Origin of the sequence: Thermococcus sp. 9N3 (assembly GCF_012027685.1) — an archaeon.
GTDB lineage: Archaea > Methanobacteriota_B > Thermococci > Thermococcales > Thermococcaceae > Thermococcus > Thermococcus nautili.
Map to the genome: position 1 here is coordinate 363889 of NZ_SNUV01000001.1, position 15079 is coordinate 378967.

At 54.8% G+C, this 15079-nt stretch carries 17 protein-coding genes and 1 CRISPR repeat array; of the genes, 7 read left to right on the plus strand and 10 right to left on the minus strand.

The genetic code is table 11. The features are described 5' to 3' along the window. Window positions 1–11: 11 nt before the first annotated feature. The 5 genes from E3E30_RS02025 to E3E30_RS02045 form a co-directional block, all read right to left on the minus strand. The gene (locus E3E30_RS02025) at window positions 12–659 is read right to left on the minus strand and encodes a phosphoribosyltransferase (protein WP_042690183.1); all 648 of its coding nucleotides are present in this window, start codon (window positions 657–659) and stop codon (window positions 12–14) included. 493 nt (window positions 660–1152) lie between these two features. Further along, window positions 1153–2115: direct repeats of the CRISPR family, unit length 30 nt; unit sequence GTTGCAATAAGACTCGAGGAGAATTGAAAG. A gap of 14 nt (window positions 2116–2129) precedes the next feature. Next, window positions 2130–3371, minus strand: a complete 1242-nt coding sequence (locus E3E30_RS02030; RefSeq protein ID WP_167728877.1) for an NDP-sugar synthase — start codon at window positions 3369–3371, stop codon at window positions 2130–2132. Between the two features lie 242 nt (window positions 3372–3613). Beyond that, complete coding sequence (locus E3E30_RS02035; RefSeq protein WP_167728258.1) at window positions 3614–3865, minus strand: DNA-binding protein; 252 nt, start codon at window positions 3863–3865, stop codon at window positions 3614–3616. Window positions 3866–3867: 2 nt separating this feature from the next. Further along, window positions 3868–5856: a ferrous iron transport protein B gene (gene feoB, locus E3E30_RS02040; RefSeq protein ID WP_167728259.1), complete on the minus strand. Its 1989-nt coding sequence runs from the start codon at window positions 5854–5856 to the stop codon at window positions 3868–3870. Between the two features lie 9 nt (window positions 5857–5865). Further along, the gene (locus E3E30_RS02045) at window positions 5866–6093 is read right to left on the minus strand and encodes a FeoA family protein (RefSeq protein ID WP_042690171.1); all 228 of its coding nucleotides are present in this window, start codon (window positions 6091–6093) and stop codon (window positions 5866–5868) included. 190 nt (window positions 6094–6283) lie between these two features. On the opposite strand from E3E30_RS02045, the gene E3E30_RS02050 reads away from it, so the two are divergent. Genes E3E30_RS02050 through E3E30_RS02070 form a run of 5 tightly spaced genes read left to right on the plus strand, consistent with a single transcriptional unit; the run spans window position 6284 to window position 9171 of the window. Then, window positions 6284–6634, plus strand: a complete 351-nt coding sequence (locus tag E3E30_RS02050; protein ID WP_042690169.1) for a DUF4870 domain-containing protein — start codon at window positions 6284–6286, stop codon at window positions 6632–6634. A gap of 37 nt (window positions 6635–6671) precedes the next feature. Next, window positions 6672–7502 carry a 7-cyano-7-deazaguanine synthase gene (locus E3E30_RS02055; RefSeq protein WP_167728260.1) on the plus strand — a complete coding sequence of 277 codons (831 nt, stop codon included), beginning with the start codon at window positions 6672–6674 and terminating at the stop codon, window positions 7500–7502. Then, the gene (locus E3E30_RS02060) at window positions 7462–8457 is read left to right on the plus strand and encodes an AIR synthase family protein (protein WP_167728261.1); all 996 of its coding nucleotides are present in this window, start codon (window positions 7462–7464) and stop codon (window positions 8455–8457) included. Before E3E30_RS02055 ends, E3E30_RS02060 begins: the two co-directional genes overlap by 41 nt. 25 nt (window positions 8458–8482) lie before the next feature. Then, on the plus strand, window positions 8483–8800 hold the full coding sequence (locus E3E30_RS02065; RefSeq protein WP_167728262.1) for a nucleotidyltransferase domain-containing protein: 318 nt from the start codon (window positions 8483–8485) through the stop codon (window positions 8798–8800). Next, window positions 8797–9171 carry a HEPN domain-containing protein gene (locus E3E30_RS02070; protein ID WP_167728263.1) on the plus strand — a complete coding sequence of 125 codons (375 nt, stop codon included), beginning with the start codon at window positions 8797–8799 and terminating at the stop codon, window positions 9169–9171. The genes E3E30_RS02065 and E3E30_RS02070 overlap by 4 nt, the downstream gene beginning before the upstream one ends. On the opposite strand, the gene E3E30_RS02075 is transcribed toward E3E30_RS02070, so the two are convergent. Continuing rightward, entirely contained in the window at window positions 9158–10231 is a 1074-nt protein-coding gene (locus tag E3E30_RS02075; RefSeq protein ID WP_167728264.1) for an mRNA surveillance protein pelota, read from the minus strand. The two genes, E3E30_RS02070 and E3E30_RS02075, sit on opposite strands and share 14 nt — an antisense overlap. A 40-nt stretch (window positions 10232–10271) precedes the next feature. Further along, window positions 10272–11030 (minus strand): molybdopterin-binding protein, encoded by a 759-nt coding sequence (locus tag E3E30_RS02080; RefSeq protein ID WP_167728878.1) that lies wholly within the window; start codon window positions 11028–11030, stop codon window positions 10272–10274. Between the two features lie 156 nt (window positions 11031–11186). Here E3E30_RS02080 and E3E30_RS02085 point away from each other — a divergent pair, with 156 nt between their 5' ends. Then, complete coding sequence (locus tag E3E30_RS02085; protein WP_167728879.1) at window positions 11187–12194, plus strand: phosphorylating glyceraldehyde-3-phosphate dehydrogenase; 1008 nt, start codon at window positions 11187–11189, stop codon at window positions 12192–12194. A gap of 43 nt (window positions 12195–12237) precedes the next feature. Here the strand turns inward: E3E30_RS02085 and E3E30_RS02090 are convergent, their stop codons facing one another. Together E3E30_RS02090 and E3E30_RS02095 are read right to left on the minus strand one after the other, a co-directional pair. Next, complete coding sequence (locus E3E30_RS02090) at window positions 12238–13605, minus strand: ATP-binding protein (RefSeq protein WP_167728265.1); 1368 nt, start codon at window positions 13603–13605, stop codon at window positions 12238–12240. 25 nt (window positions 13606–13630) lie between these two features. Further along, window positions 13631–13924, minus strand: coding sequence for a DUF167 domain-containing protein (locus E3E30_RS02095; protein WP_167728266.1), 294 nt, complete (start codon window positions 13922–13924; stop codon window positions 13631–13633). Window positions 13925–13984: 60 nt separating this feature from the next. Here E3E30_RS02095 and trmY point away from each other — a divergent pair, with 60 nt between their 5' ends. Next, the gene (gene trmY / locus E3E30_RS02100; protein WP_167728267.1) at window positions 13985–14593 is read left to right on the plus strand and encodes a tRNA (pseudouridine(54)-N(1))-methyltransferase TrmY; all 609 of its coding nucleotides are present in this window, start codon (window positions 13985–13987) and stop codon (window positions 14591–14593) included. On the opposite strand, the gene E3E30_RS02105 is transcribed toward trmY, so the two are convergent. Next, a complete protein-coding gene (locus E3E30_RS02105) occupies window positions 14590–15078 on the minus strand; it encodes a DUF402 domain-containing protein (RefSeq protein WP_167728268.1) in 489 nt (162 codons plus the stop codon). The genes trmY and E3E30_RS02105 overlap by 4 nt on opposite strands. Window position 15079: the final 1 nt, after the last annotated feature.

The following is a 15079-nucleotide window of genomic DNA, read 5'->3' on the forward strand; positions in this document are numbered from 1 at the left end:
GTACCACACCCTCAGGCTTTGCGCCACTTCCCGTCGCGGAACTTAAAAACCTTCCTGCGCTCGGCCATCCTGAGGGCTTCCTCGAGCCTGCCCTTTGGAACTTCCATGCCGTGGAGCTCCTTGAAGAGCTCGACTATCTCGTCGGTGCTCACTGCTTCCTTCTCCTCAAGGATGTTGCCGACGAGGTTAATCATGTCCTCCACGAAGTTCCAGGGGAAGACTATCCAGGCCCAGTCGATTTCCTCGCCGAAGTAGTCGGGCTTGAAGCGCGAGCCCTTGATTGTCAGGAGCGTGGCAGTCCTTATCTCGGCCGGCTTCTGGCTCTCGACGTAGTTCTTCGCGAGGGTTAAGCTCTCGCCTGTGTCGCTGATGTCGTCGACGATGAGGACCTTCTTGCCCTCGAGGTTGTAGTTGCTACCGTACTTGAGCTTGGCCTTGCCGTCCGGGGTTGCCGTTACTCCCCAGTGCTCGACCTTCAGGCTGACCAGGTCCTTGACACCGAGGTAGTCGCAGTAGAGCCTCGCCGGAACCCAGCCACCGCGGGCGAGGCCGACTACAACATCAGGTCTCCAGCCGTCTTCCAGAACCTTCCAGGCCCCTTCCTTGGCCCACCTTTCTATGTCTTCCCAAGAAGCAAGATACGCCGGAAACTTCTTCATTGGATTTCCCTTAACGGAGCAAAAACAACCTTTTATTTAAGGTTTTTGGCGGGGATTTTGACGGGCGCGTGTTTAAAGCCCGAGATGACGCGTGGCAAGCAACTTCTGGTATCTGCACGCATAGGTTCTTCCCCCGGCGGAATTCCGGTTTATCGAGACGGATTTCTCCCGGTTCTTGCTTGGCAAGGGATTTGAAATCGAAAATAGGGTTAACAGTTTTGTAACGATTCGTGACAGCAAACTATGGATAACATGACGAGATTTTTTGAGGGGATTAAATAACTCTCCGAGAGAGCCCTGTTGGATTGAAAGCGTGCTCAAAACCGATTAATTTTTAAAAACATCTTGTGGCAGGTTTTAAACCCTTTTTAACGGGCTTTGGAGCCTCTGGAAACGGCCAGCACATCAGGGCATTAGTACAGTTTTCCAGAAAGGCTTAAATATTCCGGCGTTCTCTTCTCTTCGTTGGGTGGAAGGACGAGTTTTGCTCCCCGTTGCAATAAGACTCGAGGAGAATTGAAAGATTTATCCTAGCCACGCCCCGTCACCTCCCCTCGAGCGTTGCAATAAGACTCGAGGAGAATTGAAAGACGAAGAGCTCGCCGAGCTCTTCCTCGAGTTGGAGGTTGCAATAAGACTCGAGGAGAATTGAAAGATTCGTTGACTTGTCGAGCAAATCGCCAACGCCGAGGTTGCAATAAGACTCGAGGAGAATTGAAAGGGAATATAAGCGCCTGGTCGAGCTCCTCAAGATTGCTGTTGCAATAAGACTCGAGGAGAATTGAAAGATTCCCTGCAAATGCTGCATAGATGACAGCGTTCGTGGTTGCAATAAGACTCGAGGAGAATTGAAAGTACTTTTCAGTTATTCCAAGCTGTTCCAGTTCACGCGCGTTGCAATAAGACTCGAGGAGAATTGAAAGGAGAACACCATAAGAACGACCTTTCCCAGGCCCCAGAGGTTGCAATAAGACTCGAGGAGAATTGAAAGCAGGTCGGCTAACTCCTCGTCAATCTCTGCGAGCTCGTTGCAATAAGACTCGAGGAGAATTGAAAGTGAGGATAATGACGAAAAGAAGCACTATTTTCGTGAGTTGCAATAAGACTCGAGGAGAATTGAAAGTTTATCAGCGTTTGATGGAGTTCTGGTGAGCGGAAGCGTTGCAATAAGACTCGAGGAGAATTGAAAGCCGGGGAGACGACAATCTCAAGATACTCAAGCCTCTCGTTGCAATAAGACTCGAGGAGAATTGAAAGGAAGGTTAAGCGTAATAGAGAGCTATTCGCGAAGGCGTTGCAATAAGACTCGAGGAGAATTGAAAGTTAATATTGCCTGATTCACAATTTGTAAGGCACATGTGTTGCAATAAGACTCGAAGAGAATTGAAAGTGGTCAACGTGGACCTTTGCGCGTCCTTTCTGTAGAGTTGCAATAAGACCCAAAGAAGGCCTAAAAGAAGATTAAAAAGCTCAGAAGAGCCACTGGTTCTCGATACACTCGTCGCACGGCGGCTTCTCGCCGGCTATCGCCTTGAACTTCTTGTATATACACTCAGGCAGGCCGAGCGGACAGCGGTCCGGGTACTGGCCGGGCCTGACCTTCGTCGGGTCGAGCTTTATCTTGATGTAAGCCTCGTACTCCTCGACCTTCTTCCAGGGCAGGACCTTCGCCCCGTAAATCACGAGTCCGTCGTAAATCTTCGCGTAGTCACCGATGACGGCATTCTCCTTGATGATTACGTCCCTGCCGACGACGACGCCCTCGCCGAGTATCGTGTCCTTCAGCTCGGCGCGCTCCTTGATTATGTCGCTCCCGATGAGGACCGAGCGCTTGATGTAAGCTTTGTCCTCTATCACAGTGTTCGGGCCGATGTAGGAGTAGGCCTTAATCTTGACGCCGTGCCCTATCTTGACGCCTTCATCGATGTAGACCGGCCCCTGAATCTCAACGTCTTCCGGAACCTCCGCGCTCTCGGCTATGTGGAAGTAGCCGTTCTCCCTCGCCATCTCATCAAGGGCAATCTGGTGGGCGTAGAACAGGTCGTCCGGCGTTCCAAGGTCGACCCAGTAGGTTCCCTTCGGCATTCTGTGGGCGTAAACCTCGCCGCGCTCGACGAACCTCGGCAGGATTTCACGCTCAAAGTAGACCTCCTTGCCCTTCGGAATCTCCTCGAGAACCTTCTTGTTCACGACGTAGATTCCGGCATCGACGAGGTTGCTCTTGGGCCTCTTGGGCTTCTCCTCGAAGTGGAGCACCTTTCCGCTCTCGCTCATCTCAAGGACTCCAAAGCGCTCCGGGTCGTAGACCTTGGTTGCCGCGACCGTTATGAGTCCGCCCTTCTCCTCGTGGGCCTTTATGAGCTCGCGGTAGTCGAAGTTCGTGAAGACGTCGCCGTAAATCACGAGGAAGTCATCACTAACGTACTCCTCGACGTTCTTGAGCGCGCCACCGGTCTCGAGTGGCATGGGGTCGTTGACGAAGCGGATTTCCTTGGGGTAGTCGGACATCTTCTCGTCTATGAACTCCCTTATCTCGCCCCTCATGTAGTGGACGGAGAGAATTACCTCGTCTATTTCGGGAACCTTCTCGAGCGCTTCAAGGATGTACTGAAGGTTGGGCTTCCCGAGGACGGGAATCATCGGCTTTGGCCTCGTTGATGAGAGTGGCCTGAGTCTCGTTCCAAAACCGCCTGCAAGGATGACAGCTTTCATGGCACTCACCGTTTAAGCCTACTATCGGCACTCTTATATATTTTACGGCCATAAAATATATTACCGAGGGTGAAACGTTTAACCGGCGGTGACTACTTGCAAAAATTTGACGTGAATGCGGCAAAAATCCTGACAATCGCGAAAACGGGTGCATTTTACGGGGCTGAACTGGGCTTCCCTATCACATTCAGGAGTCATGGGGAACATAAAAACAAAATGAAAAAAAGTGTTCATAAATACCCCTATCTGTCCACCCTAAAGCTCGGCCTAAGCACCTTCACCCTCGGCACGATGCACTTCCCGTAGCAGACCTTCCTGAGCGGGCAGGTCTCGCAGGCCGGCCCCTGCTCAACCTCTTCGATGTAGCCGAGACTTTTGAGGAGCTCGATTATTCCTTCCACTTCCTCAACCGTAATCCCGAGCTCCCTCGCGATGTCCTGGGGAAACCGCTTGCCCTCGTTGATGAGCCTCAGCACTTCCTCCATCCTGCCCATCTTCACAACCCCAGCGCCGTTCCAACGTGCCATATCAGGATTCCGAGGAGCGAGGCGACGGTTATCATGTAGACGGTCACAGCGAGCGCCCACTTCCAGTTGCTCTCGGCCCTTATGGCGGCTATCGTGGCTATGCACGGGATGTAGAGCGTCGTGACGACAGCTAAGACAAAGCCCTGCAGTGGGCTCATCGAGGACATCATGGCTTCCTTGAGGGCCTCACCACTTAGACCGCTGTAGAGGATGCTGTAGGTTGAGATTACGTTCTCCTTGGCGATTATTCCGAAGATTAGGCTCACCCCCGCCTTCCAGTCGAGCCCCATGAGGTTGAGGTATGGCGCAACGAGGTGGCCGAGCCTCTCGGCGTAGCTCTTCCCGGTTCCCATAGGTACCGGATAGTTGCTGAGGTACCATATCGCTATCGAGCCGACGAGGATAACCGTTCCTGCCTTCTGGACGAACTCCTTGCTCCTTTCCCACGAGTGGAGGAGCAGACTTCTCCAGCTTGGAAGGAGGAACTCCGGGAGCTCAATCACGAAGGGGCTCTCCTCGCCAGAAACAAACCTGCTCACGAGCTTGGCGGAGAGCAGCGCCACCGCGAATGCGAGCAGATAGATTGCCAGAGCGACGAGAGCGTCTCCACCGAAGAACGCCCCAACGAGGAAGCTGATGACGCTCAAACGGGCAGAGCATGGAATGAATGGGTTGATGAACATGGCAACGAGCCTGTCTCTTTCTTCGTCGAGCGTTCTCGTGGCCATAACAGCTGGAACGTTGCAGCCGAGACCGAGGATGAGCGGTATTATTGCCTTGCCCGGCAGGCCGAACTTCCTGAGGATGCCCTCCATGAGCACCGCTACCCTCGCCATGTAGCCGAGGTCTTCGAGGAAGGACAGCGCGAGGAACAGGAGGAAGACGAGCGGGAAGAAGCTCAGCACCGAGCCGACTCCGCTGACCACACCGTCCACGAGGAGGCCGCGCAGGGTCTCGTTCGCTATGTGGGGAGCGAGCCACTCGCCGAACCTGCTGAAGGCATCGTCCAGAATCCCCTGAAGGGGCATTCCGAAGGCGAAGACGAACTTGAAGACGAGGTAGAAGACGAAGGCCATCGCTATGAAGCCGTAAACGGGGTGGACGAGGATTCTGTCAAGCTGGTCTGTGAGCGTCTCCTTTGCCTTCCCGTAGCTCATGAACTCATGGGTAAGGCCGTCTATGAACTCGTACTTCTGGCCGGCTATAATCAGGTCCATCGCCCGCCCGTAGCGCTCCTCGGCCTCGCCTATGTGGGTCATTATCTCCTTCAGCTTCTCCTCGCCGAGGTACCTCAAAACGAGCTTCATAACCTCGTCGTCGCGCTGGAGGAGCTTTATCGCCAGCCAGCGGAGCGGGTAGCGGCCCGCTAACTTTGTTCCCTCAAGGCACTTGGAGATGTGCTCAATTTCCCTCTCGACCTCGGGGTCGTAGCGCGGTAAAACGGGGTTCGTCTTTATCTTCCCGTGCGCCATCTCCCATATCTTCTCCTTGAGCTCCTCGATTCCAGTTCCTTCCTTGGCGCTGAGCGGAACCACTGGAACGCCGAGGGCCTTTGACATCTTGAGGGTGTCTATTCTGATGCCCTTCTTCTCGGCCAGGTCAACCTTGTTGAGGGCTATGATTACGTTCTTCAGACCCATCTCAAAGATTTCCATCGTCAGGTAGAGGTTTCTCAGAATAGCCGTTGCGTCAACCACGTTCACAACGACGTCCGGGTTTCCGTTGAGGAGAAAGTTCCTCGCGACGAGCTCGTCAACGGAGTGGGCTGTGAGCGAATAAGTTCCGGGCAAATCAACGACGAGAAATCGCTCCCCTCTGTGCTCGAAAACGCCCTCCTTCTTCTCAACTGTAACGCCGGGCCAGTTGCCGACGTGCTGACGCATACCCGTTAGGGCGTTGAATATCGTCGTCTTGCCCACGTTTGGGTTTCCTGCCAGGGCCACCACCCGCATCGCCATGCTATCACCTCAGAGCTTCCTTACGAACACCCTCGCCGCCATTCCCTTGCCAAGCGCCAGCCTCGTTCCGCCTGCCTCGACGATGAGGGGCCCCCTCGGGTAGTTCTCAAGAACCCTGACAATCGCCCCTGGAGCCAGCCCCATCGCGTAGAGCCTGCTCCTGAAGTTGGGCCCCCCACGCAGGTCAACAACAACCCCCCTCTCGCCGGGAGCCAGTGATAGTAAAGGCACAATCATGTTCATCACCGTTAGGTTTTCCTAATTCTATTTGAACTCATTCAGACCCTTAATAAATCTTTGGTGAGCCTAACAAAACTCAGAGGTTCGAATTCAGACCGGGGAAGTTGGAAAACCGCCCTGATTTTTCATTCACCGTAGCAAAGGTATTTATAGGGGCGCCGATAGAGAAGAATGGAGGTGTATCACCATGGGTGAGGAGATTGGAAGGACATCCCTCGGGATGGATGAGAACTTGGAGGGGTTGCTTGCCTACCTGCTCTGGTGGCTAACCGGAATAATTCTACTGTTGCTGGAGAAAGAAAGCTATTTTGTCCGCTTCCATGCGATGCAGTCAACTGTGATGTTCCTGTTCTTCACGGTGGCGATTAAAGTTTTCGAGTTCATACCGATTATTGGCTGGCTCATCGCGTACTTGCTGTCCCTCGTTGCCATTATAGCCTGGATTGTGGGCATGGTCAAGGCCTATCAGGGCGAGCTCTACAAGTTCCCGGTTTTCGGCGACCTCGCCGAGCAGTGGGTTGAGAAGGTCAACCTCTAAGGCTCAGGTTTTTAAGCCCCGTCCTTTACGTTTTTCCATGCTTGAGAATGTCGTTGAGGAAATCCGGGAGTTCTCCAGGAAGTCCGGCGTTCACCGCAAGAAGGTTCTCGTCCTCTTCTCCGGTGGAAAGGACAGCTCGCTCGTTCTCTACCTGCTCAAGAAAGCGGGTCTCGACGTTTCCGCTTTGACGTTCTTCCACCGCTGGAGCTGGCGCGAGACCCTCAACTGGGCGATGCGCTTCACGAAGAACCTCGGCGTTGAACATTATCTGGTTGACATCACGGACGGCCTTCTCCGTGAGGCTACCGGCAGGAAGGGGCCGGTGTGCATAAACTGCAAGAAGGTCATGCTCTGGAACGCTAAGTGGTTCGCCCTCAACAACGGCTTTGACGTCTTAGCGAAGGGCGACAACGCCAACGATAAGATAATCGGTGCACTACTCGACCAGTGTAAGACTGACATAAGGCTCTGCGAGATTCCAAGGATAGGCGTTCCCTTCTTCCGCCCCCTGATTAAATACCCCGCCGAGGTTGTTGAACGGCTCGCCGAGGAGGCAGGTATAAGGCCCTATCGCATGTACGAGCACGCGAGGAGGAGACAGTGGCGCGAGGGCTGTCCGTTGCAGTATATAGACCGCGAGGAAATCGTCACGAAGGAGCTGATGGACTTGGCCTACCGGGTGAACTACGAGGTCAGCAGAATCGCGAGGAGGCGGAAGGTCAGGGTAAGCGTCCGCGTGCCGAGCTTCGAGATAATGGCCTGGGGCCCGGACGAGGAGACCCTTGGAGAGGTGAGGGAAGTTATAAAGAAGTTCCGAGGTGATTCCAATGCTCCCGTTCGGAAAGCTGAGGAACGACGTTCTTCGTGAGGTAGTCTTTCCAAACCTCGGCGTTGAGGACGCCAAGGTAATCTACGGGCCGAGGGAGGGCTTTGACTCGGCGGTTCTCGAGTACGACGATGAGAACTACCTCGTAATCGCAACCGACCCGACGCTCGGCGTCCCCGCTGAGACCTTCGGCTTCTTCACATACCATTTTGCCTCAAGCGACGTGGCTGTTTTTGGAGCGAGACCGAGGTGGCTCGTGGTTGATTTGCTCCTCCCGCCGGGAACAACGAAGGAGTTTCTCCGAAAAGCGATGGAAGACCTCAACCGGGAGTGCGAGCGGTATAAAACGGCGGTAATCGGCGGGCACACCGGAGTTTATCCCCCGATTTCCGAGCCGACCGCAACCACAACGGCGATGGGGCTCGTGAGGAAGGAGGAGCTCAAGCTTCCCCTCGCGAGGCCGGGAGACAGGATAATCGTTACCGACAAAGTTGCCCTTGAGTTCGCGGTCTCCTCAGCTTACTTCCGCGCCGAAGAGCTGAGAAAGGTTCTGACTCCCGAGGAGATGGAGGAGCTCCGCTCGCTTTACAGGCTTGAAACTGTCCTTCCAGATGCTCTGATAGCGAAGCCCTTCGTCAGGGGAATGCACGACGCTACCGAGGGCGGACTAACGGCGCTCCACGAGATTGCAGACAACTCGGGAGTCGGCTTCAGGGTCTACGCCGAGAGGCTCGAGCTGAACCCCCTTGTAAAGAGGGTTCTCGATTTCTATAAGCTGGAACCCTGGGGCGTCTCCTCGACGGGAACGCTGATAGCGATAACGCCTCTAGAAAAGGTTAATTCATTAATTGCAGAATTGCATAAAAATGGAATTAAGGCCTTTGAGCTCGGCGAGTTCACGGAGGAGAAAGAGAGGGTCCTCGTGGAGGGTAGCGAGGAAAGACCATTCCCGGAGTTCGAGGGCGACCCCTACGCGGAGCTTTATGGCAAACGATAAATAGAGGGAAGGTGTAGCATCAACCATGAGCTCGGAGCTTATCCGCGACGTGATTTTGAGGGTATCCTGCGAACTGGGCCTTGAAGTTGACGAGATAATCCTCTTTGGCTCCCGTGCGAGGGGTGATTTCAGAGCCGAAAGCGACTGGGACGTCTTAGTTGTTCTGCAGGAGCCAATAGGAAGGAAAATGGAACTCGAGGCCTACAAACGAATGCACAGGGAGCTTCTGTTGAAGGGAATCAAGGCGGATATCCTCTTCATCTCAAGGGACGAGCTGGAGAAGGTCAAAGATGACACGGGCTTCCTTTACTACTACGCCCTCAGGGAGGGTGTGAAAATTTGAGCTTCAGGGAGTGGCTCCAGAAGGCCGAGAAAGACCTCGTGCTGGCCAAGAACAGCCTTTCTCTCAAATTCTACGACTACGCGACTTTTCACGCCCAGCAGTGTGCAGAGAAAGCTCTAAAAGCGTTTTTAGTATCGAGAGGAAGGCCCATCAAGCGAACCCACGATATTGGAGAGCTCATACTCCTGTGCGCTGAAGTGGATTCGGAATTCCTAAAGCTCTTCGATGATGATGTTGACGTTCTAACCGCCTACGCCGTTGAGGCGAGGTATCCAACCCTCCACGAGCCGGATAAAGAAGAGGCGGAGAACGCGATAAAGCTCGCCGAACTCACCCTCTCCTTCGTGCGCTCCAGGCTCACTTCACCCTGAACCTCAGCAACGCCGCGAGGCCGCCAAGGGCCTTCAGCTTTTCTCCCCCTTCGTGCTCCGAGCTGACGATGACCACTTCGCCCCGTGAATACCTTACGGCGTCCATGAGCTCTTCAACCTTCTCCCTGTGCTCGCCCTTCAAAAGCTCGTCGAGAACCAAAAGCGTCTCAACGGCCCCGTAGTTCACCGCTTCCTCCACTTCCCTGAGGCCGTAGGTGGCTAACCCAGTGTTCCTCGCGATGTTCTCAAGGACCTTCTCAACGAGCTGGACTTCCTTGGCAACCCTGTTCTCATGGTAGACCCTGTCAACGGTTCCGCGCTTGATGACCTCGTAGATGCCCGTCCTTCCGGTTACGCTGGTGTCTTCGATGACGACCTTCTTCGCCAGCTCGGGGTAGTTTTCACGCAGGAACTTGTGGAAGTCCTCCTTGACGAAGCCCGGACCCGCTACAATCGCCTTCTCAATCTTCTCCCTCTCCATGAGCTCGGCCATCGTCTTAGCCAAGTCGTGGAAAAAGCGCTTCTCCTCGCTTTCGCGGTCGGTGTTGTAGCGCTTCCCGCCGAGGTTCCGCCTTATGCTCGCCACCATCTCGACGCCGTACTCGCGGACGAGCGCTATATCGGCTTCTCCCTCGTCTATCACCACAATCATGACCTTGGCCCTCTTCGAGGCCTCAATCGCCTCCTTAAGGCGCTCTATGTGGTGCTCCTTCCAGCGGGGCTTCTGGATTGTTACGACGGTTCCCTCCTCAATCGTTATCGTGTGGTACTTGCCGAGGGGGACATCTTCTCTGCTCGCGTAGACTATCGGCCCGGTAACGCGGACCTGGTTCGCGAACTTGTGAAAGTTTATCTTCTCAGCTTTGACGCCAAGGTAGACGGGAATGACCTCGACCTTCTCGGCCCTCAGCGAGTCCGTTCTCTGGGCCTGCTTCCTAAGGGTCTTCGCGTAAACGACGTCGCCGGGGTCTATGACGTGGTAGAGGTGCCAAAGGTCGTCCAGCGTTTCGGCCTTTACCTTCACTATGCCCTCCTTGGGCTTCTCTTCGAGTATCTGCACCCTCTCACCCCTAACGAACTTGGAGGGAAGGATTTAAAGGTTACCAGCCCTCCTCGAAGCGGATTCCCTTCGACTCCATGAAGGCCTTCGCGCGCTCTATTTCCTCTCCACTCTCGCCGAAGAGGATTATCCCGATGTACTTCCCGAAGCCCTTCGGCGAGGAGTGAATTCTAACGTTAAAGCGCTCCAGCGTCTCGTTGAGTATCGGCGCGAGCTTGCTCTCGTCCGTTATCTCTGCCAGAAGCTTCCTCTGGACGAACTTCTTCTTCCCGAGCCTCGGGAGGACCTCCTTCTCGAGCATCGCCTTCATCTCGCGGGGCATTCCGGGAAGGACGAATATCTTAACACCCCCGTGCTCGATGTAAGCCCCCGGCGCGGCGCCTTCGGTGTTCTCAAGCGGTTCCGCGCCCTCCGGCAGGTAGGCCATCTTTCTTCTCGCCTCGTTTAACTCGGGGTCGTCTATGAGACCCTTCTCGTAAAGCTCGCGGTAAAACGCTTTAATCCTCTCAAGGCACTCCTCGCAGAGGACGAGCTTCCTGTTGAGGGCCTCCGCAACCGCTAATATCGTAACGTCGTCGTGAGTCGGCCCAAGACCGCCGGAGATAACGAGAACCTCAGGTTTTCTGCCGAGGATTTCTCTGAGGACGGTCTTTATCTCCTCCACGTCGTCCCCCACAGTCGTCTTCCTACGCACCCAGTAGCCCCTTTCGGTGAGCCTCTGGGCTATGAAGGCGGAGTTGCTGTCAACGGTGTTCCCTGTGAGAAGCTCGTCGCCTACCGTCAGTATCTCCGCGAACATTCCCACCACCGGAGATGTTTCAACTCCTGGACTTATAACGCCAGCGGAGGGATTTTGCAGGAGAATGTCAAAACGGCCACTTCTTGAAGTGCTTTTCACCACGAGTGAAAACAAGGTTTAAGTATTTTATCGCTGTAAAACCCGCCGGTGGTTGCCATGGCCAGGGTTAAGGTCGGAATCAACGGCTACGGCACGATAGGAAAGCGCGTCGCCTACGCCGTCACGAAGCAGGACGATATGAAGCTCATCGGCGTAACCAAGACCAAGCCGGACTTCGAGGCCTACCGCGCGAGGGAACTTGGAATCCCGGTCTACGCCGCGAGCGAGGAGTTCCTGCCGAGGTTTGAGAAGGCCGGCTTCGAGGTCGCCGGAACGCTGGAGGACCTTCTCAACGAGGTTGACGTAATCGTTGACGCCACCCCCGGAGGAATGGGGGCGAAGAACAAAGCAATTTATGAGAAGGCCGGCGTTAAAGCCGTATTCCAGGGCGGTGAGAAGGCAAGCGTTGCCGATGTTTCCTTCGTGGCCCAGGCCAACTACGAGAAGGCCCTCGGCAAGGACTACGTCCGCGTCGTCTCCTGCAACACGACGGGCCTAACAAGGACGCTGAGCGCGATTCAGGAGTACATAGACTACGTTTACGCGGTCATGATTAGAAGAGCGGCCGACCCCAACGACACCAAGCGTGGGCCGATAAACGCGATAACGCCGAGCGTCACCGTCCCGTCCCACCACGGCCCGGACGTCCAGACGGTTATTCCGATTAACATCGAGACCTCGGCTTTCGTCGTTCCGACGACGCTCATGCACGTTCACAGCGTAATGGTCGAGCTGAAGAAGCCGGTCGAGGCGAAAGACGTCGTCAATATCTTCGAGAACACCACGCGCGTTCTGCTCTTCGAGAAGGAGAAGGGCTTCGAAAGCACCGCCCAGCTCATAGAGTTCGCCCGCGACCTGCACCGCGAGTGGAACAACCTCTACGAGATTGCCGTCTGGAAGGAGAGCATCAGCGTCCGCGGAAACAGGCTCTTTTACATTCAGGCCGTTCACCAGGAGAGCGATGTCGTTCCGGAGAACATTGACGCGATAAGGGCGATGTTTGAGCTCGCAGACAAGTGGGAGAGCATAAAGAAGACGAACAGGAGTTTGGGGATTTTGAAGTGATTGGCCTTTTATCGGAAGGGGCTTTTCTCTTTTTCTGTGATTCTCAGCGGATGGTATTTTTAAAGTCCTCCAAGTCCCAGACGAGCCAGCCACCTTCTCTCATCTCTCCTTTTCCTTCAGCCCGCTTTGCCACGAGACCATAAAACGATTCCCAGCCATCAAGCCCCACTAACTCTGCCTTTCTTTTCAAATCTTTCAAAATTCCTCTCGTTTCCCGCTCACTTAGCTCTTTCCACTTCACCTCAACGAAGAGCACCTTCTTCTCCCGCTCGTTCAAGGCAACGAGGTCAATTTCCTCTCCCTTTCGCCACCATCTGCCGATTTTCGTGAAGCGGAACGGGAACTTCCCGGCCCTACTCAGCTCGACGAGAAACTCTTTGGCGAGTTCCTCAAACCGCACGGAGTAGACCCTCTGGAGGTTCTCAAAAACGCTTTCGAAATCGGCCAGACCGAGCTCTATGGCGGTTCTGTTCGGATAAACCAGCGAGAACCACGTGAGCAGAAACGGGTCGTTTATCCGGTAGATGCCCCTCTTTTCCTTTCCTACCACGGGAACCTCTCTCCTCACGAAGCCCAGCCTGATTAGGGTTTCGAGGTAGGGGTATATCCTCCTCCCCTCGATGCCGAGGCTGTTTGCTATCTCTGTCGGCCGGTGTTTCCCACCCGCTATTGTCGCGAGAATCGAAAAGTAAACCTTTAGCTCCCTCAACTCTCCCGCGAGGACTATGTATGGCTCATCATAGAAATAGCCGAGGGGGGAGAAGAACTCCTCTTTCACGAGCTCCTCAATGCTCCGTTTCCTCGATGCTATGGCGAGGTAAGCCGGAACACCGCCGAGGAGGAGGTAGGCCCTGAGTCCGTAATCCCAATCGCCGAAGAACTCAACGGAGTGCCTGAAGCCCAGCGGTTTCAGCATGAAGCCCGCGGTTCTTCTGCCGTAGAGGGGCGAAGAATAGCTTAAAACCTCATCTCGCATCATTCCGAGGAGCGAGCCGGAGAGAACAAGCATTACTTGTCTCCGCGAGAGCTCATGGTCCCACGCCCTCTGGAGGGCGCTCAGGATTTCTCTGTCAGATTTAACCGCATACGTAAATTCATCAAGGATTACCGCCGTTCGTCCGCGTATCTTGGAGGCCAGGTACTTGAAGAGCGGGAACCAGTCCGAGAAGCTGAGGAACAGTTCATCCCCGAAAAACTCCGCGAGTTCCCTTCTGAGGGCTTCTATCTGTCCCTCTTTAGTGCCCTCAGTAAACGTATGGAAAAATACCTTCTTCCCCTTTGCAAACTCACTCAGAAGCCTTGTTTTCCCAACTCTCCTTCTGCCGTACACCACGACAAAGGACGGCGTGTTTTCCCATTCCCTCTCCAGCAGGTCCAGTTCGTCTTTCCTGTCAATGAATTTACCAATCATGATTAGTACTAATCATGATTAGTATTTAAGACTTCTGGTTAAATCCCAGCCTCTTCTTTACCTCTTCAGCACTCAACCTGACCAGCAAGTCCTTCTCCCTGCTCGTCTCTCCGCGAACCAGTTCAACTTCGGCTCCTAAAACCTTCGAGAGGAACTTAACCAGCTCCCTGTTTGCCTTTCCCCCAACAGGCGGGGCTTTCACCCTGACCTTCAATCTCCCACGCCACTCGTCGATTCCCTCAATCTCGTTCTTCTTCGCCTTTGGCTGGACGTAAACGAGAAGGAGCGTTCCATCGTTGGCCTCCTTCAGGAACTTCATTCTCTCACCTCTTGGTGCCTGTGGGTTAAGGCCTTTAAACCCCTTTCCCAACTTGCCTCCATGAGGACGTTCATAATCAAAGCCAGCGAGGCCCGCACGAGGGCGGACTTCAAGCTGAGCGATTTGCCTGGCACGAGCGGAAGGGTGGACGTTCTCTGCAGGTCCCTCAACTCCGCCTTCCTGCTCTCGCACGGCTTCCGGAAGAACGTGCGCGTCTGGCTCCTCCTCTACGGCCCGCCTGAGCCGCCGAAGGCGATACGCTTTGAGGGACCGGGGCTGAAGGTCCGTCTCAACCCCGACGAGAGGAGCACGGCAAAGCTCATTATGAAAGCCCTCAGGGCCGGTGAAGGGCTGAGGGAGCCGGGGAAGGAGGTCGAGGTTTATCCAGGTCTATACGTCAGCAACAGGACCTTTGAAGACGTTATCAGGCTGACGCTCAAGAACTCAAAGCTCTACTACCTCCACGAGGAGGGAAAGCCGGCGGGGGAGGTCAAATTTTTCGGGAACGTGGCCTTCGTCCTCGGCGACCACAAGGGACTGAGCGGGGAGGATGAGGCCTTCCTCGATGGGGTAGCGGAGAGGGTGAGCGTGGGGAGGAAGAGCTATCTGGCTTCCCACGTCGTCGCCTACATCAACATACTCCTCGACTCCCTTCCGAACCCGCCCTAGTACTCCCACACGATTTCGGGCGGAAACTCGCCGCGCCCGGCTTTCTCCAGTATCTCCCTCGCGACGGAGTAGGCGAAGTCGAAGGTTTCCCTGTCAATCAGCCCGTAGCTGAGGGCCATCTCGAGCTCTTCCTCGTCGAGGAGGAACGCTCCCCCGTCCGGGAAGATGAAGACGTCGAGGAAGAGGTCAAGCATCTCTAAGGTGTCCCCATCGCGCTTCGTGTAGGCTAAGACATCAACGTAGAGTCCCCTGAAGTTTCCCTCCCCGTCGTAAACCTTCAGAATATCGTAGTTCTTTCCGACGAAGGCGAAGTAGAGCATGGTGTAGCCGTTTTTGATGACTTCCACGCCGTTCACCCTCAGCGGGGCAAGCATCCCCTCAAACCTGGCTTTGGCGACGATTACGTCGCCCAAATCAGCAACAACCTCGTCGTCCCGCTCCAGAACCCGGTTCGGAATCCTCCGGTAGATAAGGTGGATTTTCATG